Raw genomic sequence first — 6,831 nt, 5'->3', positions numbered from 1 at the left:
ACATCAAGGACCCGACGCAGAACATCGTGTGGGTCACGCCCGAAGGCGGCGGTGGGCCGAATTATCCGAACATGTGAGCCAAAGATGGAAGAGCAAAGGAGACGACCTTGAAGGTACTGGTTGCAGTAAAACGCGTCGTGGACGCGAACGTGAAAGTCGGCGTCAAATCGGACGGAACGGGCGTTGACCTGGCGAACGCGAAAATGTCGATGAACCCGTTCGACGAGATCGCGGTGGAAGAAGCGGTACGTCTGAAGGAAGCGGGCGTGGCGACCGAGGTGGTGGCGGTGTCGGTGGGCGTGGCGCAGGCGCAGGAAACGCTGCGCACGGCGCTGGCGATCGGCGCGGACCGCGCGATTCTTGTCGAGGCAAGCGATGGCGTCGAGCCGCTGGGCGTGGCGAAGATCCTGAAGGCGCTCGTGGACAAGGAGCAGCCTTCGCTCGTAATTCTCGGCAAGCAGGCTATCGACGACGATTCGAACCAGACCGGCCAGATGCTCGCCGCGCTGGCGAACCTGCCGCAGGCCACCTTCGCCTCGAAGGTTACGGTGGCGGACGGCAAGGCGACAGTGGCGCGTGAAGTGGACGGCGGCGCGGAAACGCTGTCGCTGAAGCTTCCCGCCGTGGTCACGACGGACCTGCGCCTGAACGAGCCGCGCTACGTGACGCTGCCGAACATCATGAAGGCGAAGAAGAAGCCGCTGGAGACGATCAAGCCCGAAGACCTGGGCGTGGACGTCACGCCACGCCTGAAGACGCTGAAGGTGGCCGAGCCGCCGAAGCGTTCGGCCGGCGTGAAGGTGCCGGACGTGAAGACGCTGGTCGAGAAGCTGAAGACCGAAGCCAAGGTCATCTAAGGGTTGAGGAGCGTAAAGACATGACGATTCTGGTTATTGCCGAACACGACAACGCGTCCATCAAGGCCGCGACGCTGAACACTGTGGCTGCCGCGCAGAAGATTGGCGGCGATGTGCACGTGCTGGTGGCGGGCCACAACGCGCAGGGCGCGGCGGACGCCGCGGCGAAGATCGCCGGCGTGGCGAAGGTGCTGCTGGCCGATGCGCCGCAGCTTGAACAAGGCTTGGCGGAAAACGTTGAGGCGACGGTTCTGGGCATCGCAAAGAATTACTCGCACATCCTTGCGCCGGCTACGGCCGCGGGCAAGAACGTGGCGCCGCGTATTGCCGCGAAGCTGGACGTGGCGCAGATCTCGGACATCACGGCAGTAGATTCGCCCGACACGTTCGAACGTCCGATCTACGCAGGCAATGCGATCGCAACGGTGCAGTCGGGCGACCCGATCAAGGTGATCACGGTCCGCACGACGGGTTTTGACGCCGTCGCATCCGAAGGTGGCAGCGCGAGCATCGAGAAGCTCGAAGCGGCGGCAGACAGCGGCCTGTCGCAGTTCGTGAGCCGCGAAGTGACGAAGCTCGATCGTCCTGAACTGACGAGCTCGAAGATCATCGTCTCGGGTGGGCGTGGCATGGGCAGCGGGGAGAACTATACGAAGGTGCTGGAGCCGCTGGCCGACAAGCTGAACGCCGCGCTGGGCGCCTCGCGTGCCGCGGTGGACGCCGGCTACGTCCCCAACGACTTCCAGGTGGGTCAAACCGGCAAGATCGTCGCACCGCAGTTGTACATCGCAGTGGGCATCTCGGGCGCGATCCAGCATCTGGCGGGCATGAAGGACTCGAAGGTGATCGTGGCGATCAACAAGGACGAGGAAGCCCCGATCTTCAGCGTGGCCGACTATGGCGTCGTGGGCGATCTGTTCACGCTCGTGCCGGAACTGGTCGGCACGGTTTAAGAACCTCATTCAGGGTCTCCCATAGTCCCATAGAGACCCTGAAACCGCCCATCACCGCGCTTGTTGCTCCGCGCCGGAAGCTTGCTTCATCTCCCACTCCTGCAATGGTGACCGACACGATCTATCCGGCCAACCGCATTTCCATCACGCAGCAGCTCAAACGCGAGCGCGCGCCGCTCGAACCCTGAGCGGCGCGCGCTTGCCGGTTACGCCGGTCATATGCCGGTCACAGCGGCTGTTTACAGCGAAACCGACTTGCATTCGAGGAACTCGGCGAGACCTTCCGCGCCGTACTCGCGGCCATTGCCCGATGTCTTGTAGCCGCCGAACGGCACCATGACGTCGAGCATCGCGCCGTTGATGCGCACCGACCCCACGCGCAGCCGCGCCGCGACCTTGCGGGCACGCTCCGGATTGCCCGACGCGATGTAGCCGGCGAGCCCGTAGACGCTGTCGTTGGCGATCCGGATGGCGTCTTCCTCGTCCTCGTAGGGAATCATCGTCAGCACGGGGCCGAAGATCTCCTCGCGGGCGATCGCCATGCCGTTGTGCACGTCGGCGAAAATGGTGGGCCGCGCGTAGAAGCCGCGCTCGAGCCCGGCGGGACGCCCCGGTCCGCCGGCCGCCACGCGGGCGCCTTCCTCGATGCCGGTCGCGATCATCTTCTGCACTTTTTCGTACTGCAGACGGTTCGAGATCGGCCCCATGCGCGTGACGGGGTCGGCGGGGTCGCCCACGGTCAGCGCGTTCGCGGTTGCCGCGGCGATCGCGACGGCCTCTTCGTAGCGCGCGCGCGGCACGAGCATGCGCGTGGGCGCCACGCAGGTCTGGCCGGAGTTCGCCATGCACTGCGCCACGCCGCCGGCCACCGCCGCCTTCAGATCCGCGTCGTCGAGCACGAGCAGGGCCGACTTGCCGCCCAGTTCCTGCGCCACGCGCTTCACGGTCGGCGCGGCGCTGATCGCCACCTCCACGCCCGCGCGCGTCGATCCCGTGATGGAGACCATGTCCACGTCCGGATGCGAGGCGAGCCGCGTTCCCACGGTGCGGCCTTCGCCGAACACCATGTTGAACACGCCGGCGGGCGTGCCGGCCTCGTGCATGATTTCGGCGAAGATCATCGCGTCGAGCGGCGCGATTTCCGAAGGCTTGAGCACGACCGTGCATCCGGCTGCCAGCGCCGGCGCGACCTTGGCCGCGATCTGGTTCAGCGGCCAGTTCCACGGCGTGATGAGCGCCGCCACGCCAATCGGCTCGCGCCGCACATAGCTCTTGCCGTGCGTGGTTTCGAACTCGAAGTGCTGTGCCGTCGCGATGGCCGCGCGCACCTGCGCGAGGCCGATCGGCGCCTGCAGCGCGCTGCACAGGGCGAGGGGGGCGCCGATCTCCTTGCGCACCGCTTCCGCGATCTCGGGCATGCGGCGCTCGTAGATCGCCGCGATGCGCCCGAGCAGCGCGAGGCGCGTGTCGAGACCGGATTCTGACCAACGCGGGAACGCGGCGCGCGCCGCGGCGACGGCTCGATCGGCATCGGCGCCGGTGCCCATGGCGAGCTTGCCGGTCAGTTCCTCGGTGGCCGGATCGACGACGTCGAACGCGGTGGCGCCGGGCGACGGCTCGACCCATTTGCCGTCGATATAGAAACGATTCAACGTAGTCATGATGGAGTTCCGAAAAGGACCACGGAAAAGGGGCGGCGTCTCAGACCGGGCGGTCGCCGATCACGGTCGCGCGCATCATGTGGCGCACCGCCGGGAAGTAATCCTGGACGGCGTAGTGCTGGCACGAGCGGTTGTCCCAGAACGCGATCGTATTCGGGCGCCATTTGAGGCGCACCTGGTACTCGGGCGCCTGGGCCTGCCGGAACAGATACTGCAGCAGCTCCATTTCGGCCAGCTTGAAGTCGAAGCCGAAGCGATAGCGGTCCACGGTTTTGTGGCCATAGTTGGCGATGTACGTCGTGAAGGCCTCGTTGACGTACAGGATCTTTTCGCCGCTCTCCGGATGGGTCCGCACGATCGGGTGAGCCACGGGCGGGAAGCGCTTGCGCATTTCGTCGTGCTGATCCTCCGGCACCACGATCCCGAACAGCGGCAGGAATTCGTGCATGGCCTTGAGGTCGGCGATGCGCGTCTTGACGTCCTGCGGCAGGTTTTCGTAGGCCGCCACCATGTTGATCCAGAGGGTGTCTCCGCCCACCTCCGGACACCGCACGCAGCGCAGCATCGAACCCATCGACGGAATTTCGCGCCACGACACGTCGGAATGGTAGAGATTTTCGCGCCCGCGTTTCGAATCGCCGCGGCCGATGATCACGAGCTCGGGATGGTCGGGGTGGTGCGGGAAGGTGGGATGCACTTCCAGCTCGCCGAAGCGGCGCGCCACGGCCACGTGCTGGGCCGGCGTGATGTCCTGATCGCGGAAGAACAGCACCTTGTGCTTGACCAGCGCGCGGCGCAGGGCGAGATAGGTTGTGTCGTCGAGCGGCTCGCGCAGGTCGATGTCGCTGATTTCGGCGCCGATGGTCGGCGTGTGGCGGGTGACGGTGAAGGGCCAGCTTTCGGACGGCGCCGGGGCGGCATGTGTTTCGCCCGGCGGGTTAAGGGTGACTTCCATGTGTTTCCTCCAACAGGGATCGTTCTGTTTCTTCTCAGGCGGTGAGCGCTGCGGCGTCGCGGCTCAGCATGAGCTGCGAACGTTCGGGGTGCAGAAAGCGCAGCGCCACGATCGCGGCCGCGATCAACAGGATGGCGGTGACGAGAATGCCGAGTTCATAGGCGTGGCTGCCCGCGTTTGGGTGCGCCTGGATGATCTGCCCGATCACGACCGGCCCCACGGCGGCGCCGAGGCTCGCGACGGCGGTGTGGATCGCAACAATCGAGCCGCGCTGCGCGGCCGGAACCATCTCCGCGAGCATGGCGGGGGCGACCGAGAGGCACAACGTGGGCAGCGCGCCGGCCAGGGCGTAGCAGAGCACCTTCTCGACCGGCGTGAGGTCGAGCGTGGCGAGCGTGATGAACAGCAGGGCGCCGGCGATCATGGTGACGCAGGAAAGCCGCGCACGGGCTTCGCGCGTGGTCGCGCCGTGTTTCATCATGCGCTGCGACAGGGCGCTCAAACCGATATTGACGGGCGCGGCAAAGGCGATGATGAGCGCGAAACCCCGGCCCGACGCGATGCTGCCGAAGCCCAGCCCCTTTTCGAGGTAGGTGGGCAGCCAGGTGATGGATTGCCCGAGTAGCCAGTAGGCGACGAAACCGAGCAGGAACACGGACAGCACGGAGGCGTCGGTGAGGATCCGGCGGTACGGCAGGCGCTCGGGTGCCGAGAGGTCGGCGCCCGGCCCGGGCAGATCCTGCTGCCGCTGCAACCGGTCCACGAGCACGCCTTCGCGGCCGAAGCACAGCCACAGCACGCACCAGACGCCCCCGATGCCCGCCAGCACGAAGAAGTTGGTCCGCCAGCCCCAGTGCAGCGTGATGAGCGGAATGCCGAGGCCGGCCAGGATCATGCCGAGCACGGCCCCCTGATTGATGACGGCAACCGGAACGCTGCGCTTCTGGTCGGGAAACCACTTGAACAGGGCGTGCACCGAAGTGGGAAACGAGGGGCCTTCGGCGGCGCCGAGCAGCACGCGGCAGACGAGTAGCGCAGGCGCGCTGCCGGCGAACGCCTGCGGCACCTGGAGGATCGACCAGGTCGCGCCCATGGCGAGCAGGATCCAGCGTGTCGCGACGCGGTTCGAGAGGAAGCCGACGATGACCGTGGAGGTCGAGAAGAGCCAGAAGAAACTGCCGGCGACGAATCCGAATTCGGCCGGCGAGAGGTGCATGTCGGCCATGAGCGGCACGGCGACCATGCCGAGGACGATCTTGTCCAGAAAGTTGATCATGGAGAAGCCCGTGAGCAGGACGGCAATGGTCCAGGCGGACTTCGGCTGGTAGGAACTGGAAGCGGACATGGGCGATCTCGTCATTCGGCCTGCACAGGGTAGGCGGTTTCCTGCCCCAACTTACCACCCGCGGCGGGTAGGGCGGGAACTCCCTGGCCGTGGATGGGGCGATGACCGCGGCGTATTTCGGATTTGTGGCCTACTCCGGATGGATCATTCGCCCACCACGCCCAGGGGATTTCCGATGCTGCTCGTGACCTTCCACGGTGGCAAGCCCACCAAAGACGTAGCTTGTCCTGTCAACAACGTTTACGAGGGGCGGCCGGGATAAGCAAAAATTTCGCCAAAATAGGCTTAACCAATTGATCTTAAATAAAAAAATTGTTCGCCTTTAATGCGTGATCTCGTCATGGTCGTAGCCACCCACGGTTAATCGGCCAAGCGACGACCTTGCGATACGCTGCGATCAGCGCTCGTGAAAACGGCTCACCCGCAACTCGCCACAGCGGAGCGCTGAGCAAACAGGTCGACCACGCGATCAACGCTGCTCCGGCCATGTCAAATGGGAAGTGCACGCCGACGAACACGCGAGCCCAGGCGACAGTAATGTTCGCAGCGACGATAAGCGCGCCAAACAGGCGCTTGCCGTCGTAGAGGAGCGTAAAAGCAATAGCGGAAAGCAACGTAGCGTGATCGCTTGGAAATGACGAATCTGGGGCGTGCGCCAGGAATGTGTACCCCAGGCTTATTGCAAATGGCCTGGGGTGATACCACACGATGCCGATCAACTGGTTGATCCCTAACGCCACAAATGCGACGAAGGTCGCATGAACAGCGGTTTTTCGCTGATTGTCGCCACCGGATAGCCACATGCAGCCGAGCATGATCGGGACAGCCCAGATCACATATCTGGCGATGAACAGGCTTGCGGCGACGAGCCAGTGTGGCGTGGCAGGCGTAGCGTTGAGTTGCAGAAAAATGGCTTGATTGAATGCTTCGATGGTTTCCATTGCAGATTCATGACTTGAGGGGCTGGTGCCGGACGGACTGGACACCCGAACGCGCTTCTGCTCGCAGGTGTTACGGCTCGGGCTATTTGAGTTTGGGCGGGGGGTATTTGTCTCGCGTT

The 6,831-nt window shown here is 64.6% G+C and carries 7 protein-coding genes; 3 read left to right on the top strand and 4 right to left on the bottom strand.

Annotation, left to right across the window (positions count from 1 at the left end):
- The 3 genes from V8683_RS30950 to V8683_RS30940 form a co-directional block, all read left to right on the top strand.
- On the top strand, nt 1–77 hold a 77-nt coding region (locus V8683_RS30950), incomplete at its 5' end, for a 4Fe-4S dicluster domain-containing protein (RefSeq protein ID WP_133168007.1).
- A 30-nt stretch (nt 78–107) separates the two neighbouring features.
- A complete protein-coding gene (locus V8683_RS30945; RefSeq protein ID WP_411190990.1) occupies nt 108–857 on the top strand; it encodes an electron transfer flavoprotein subunit beta/FixA family protein in 750 nt (249 codons plus the stop codon).
- 20 nt (nt 858–877) lie between these two features.
- A complete protein-coding gene (locus tag V8683_RS30940) occupies nt 878–1,810 on the top strand; it encodes an electron transfer flavoprotein subunit alpha/FixB family protein (protein WP_411190989.1) in 933 nt (310 codons plus the stop codon).
- A gap of 239 nt (nt 1,811–2,049) precedes the next feature.
- Here the strand turns inward: V8683_RS30940 and V8683_RS30935 are convergent, their stop codons facing one another.
- The 4 genes from V8683_RS30935 to V8683_RS30920 form a co-directional block, all read right to left on the bottom strand.
- Nucleotides 2,050–3,471: an aldehyde dehydrogenase family protein gene (locus V8683_RS30935; protein WP_411190988.1), complete on the bottom strand. Its 1,422-nt coding sequence runs from the start codon at nt 3,469–3,471 to the stop codon at nt 2,050–2,052.
- Between the two features lie 40 nt (nt 3,472–3,511).
- Entirely contained in the window at nt 3,512–4,426 is a 915-nt protein-coding gene (locus V8683_RS30930) for a TauD/TfdA dioxygenase family protein (protein ID WP_411190987.1), read from the bottom strand.
- 34 nt (nt 4,427–4,460) lie between these two features.
- The gene (locus V8683_RS30925; protein ID WP_411190986.1) at nt 4,461–5,771 is read right to left on the bottom strand and encodes an MFS transporter; all 1,311 of its coding nucleotides are present in this window, start codon (nt 5,769–5,771) and stop codon (nt 4,461–4,463) included.
- 338 nt (nt 5,772–6,109) lie between these two features.
- Entirely contained in the window at nt 6,110–6,712 is a 603-nt protein-coding gene (locus V8683_RS30920; protein ID WP_462880733.1) for a phosphatase PAP2 family protein, read from the bottom strand.
- Nucleotides 6,713–6,831: the final 119 nt, after the last annotated feature.

The organism is Paraburkholderia sp. AV2 (assembly GCF_054968425.1).
This window is presented reverse-complemented; position numbering and strand designations above follow the sequence as displayed.

What these genes read in the sequence shown, in the direction of transcription:
- V8683_RS30940 (WP_411190989.1), top strand. Translation starts at nt 878, where the DNA reads ATGACGATTCTGGTTATTGCCGAACACGACAACGCGTCCATCAAGGCC.
- V8683_RS30935 (WP_411190988.1), bottom strand. Translation starts at nt 3,471, where the DNA reads ATGACTACGTTGAATCGTTTCTATATCGACGGCAAATGGGTCGAGCCG.
- V8683_RS30930 (WP_411190987.1), bottom strand. Translation starts at nt 4,426, where the DNA reads ATGGAAGTCACCCTTAACCCGCCGGGCGAAACACATGCCGCCCCGGCG.
- V8683_RS30925 (WP_411190986.1), bottom strand. Translation starts at nt 5,771, where the DNA reads ATGTCCGCTTCCAGTTCCTACCAGCCGAAGTCCGCCTGGACCATTGCC.
- V8683_RS30920 (WP_462880733.1), bottom strand. Translation starts at nt 6,712, where the DNA reads ATGGAAACCATCGAAGCATTCAATCAAGCCATTTTTCTGCAACTCAAC.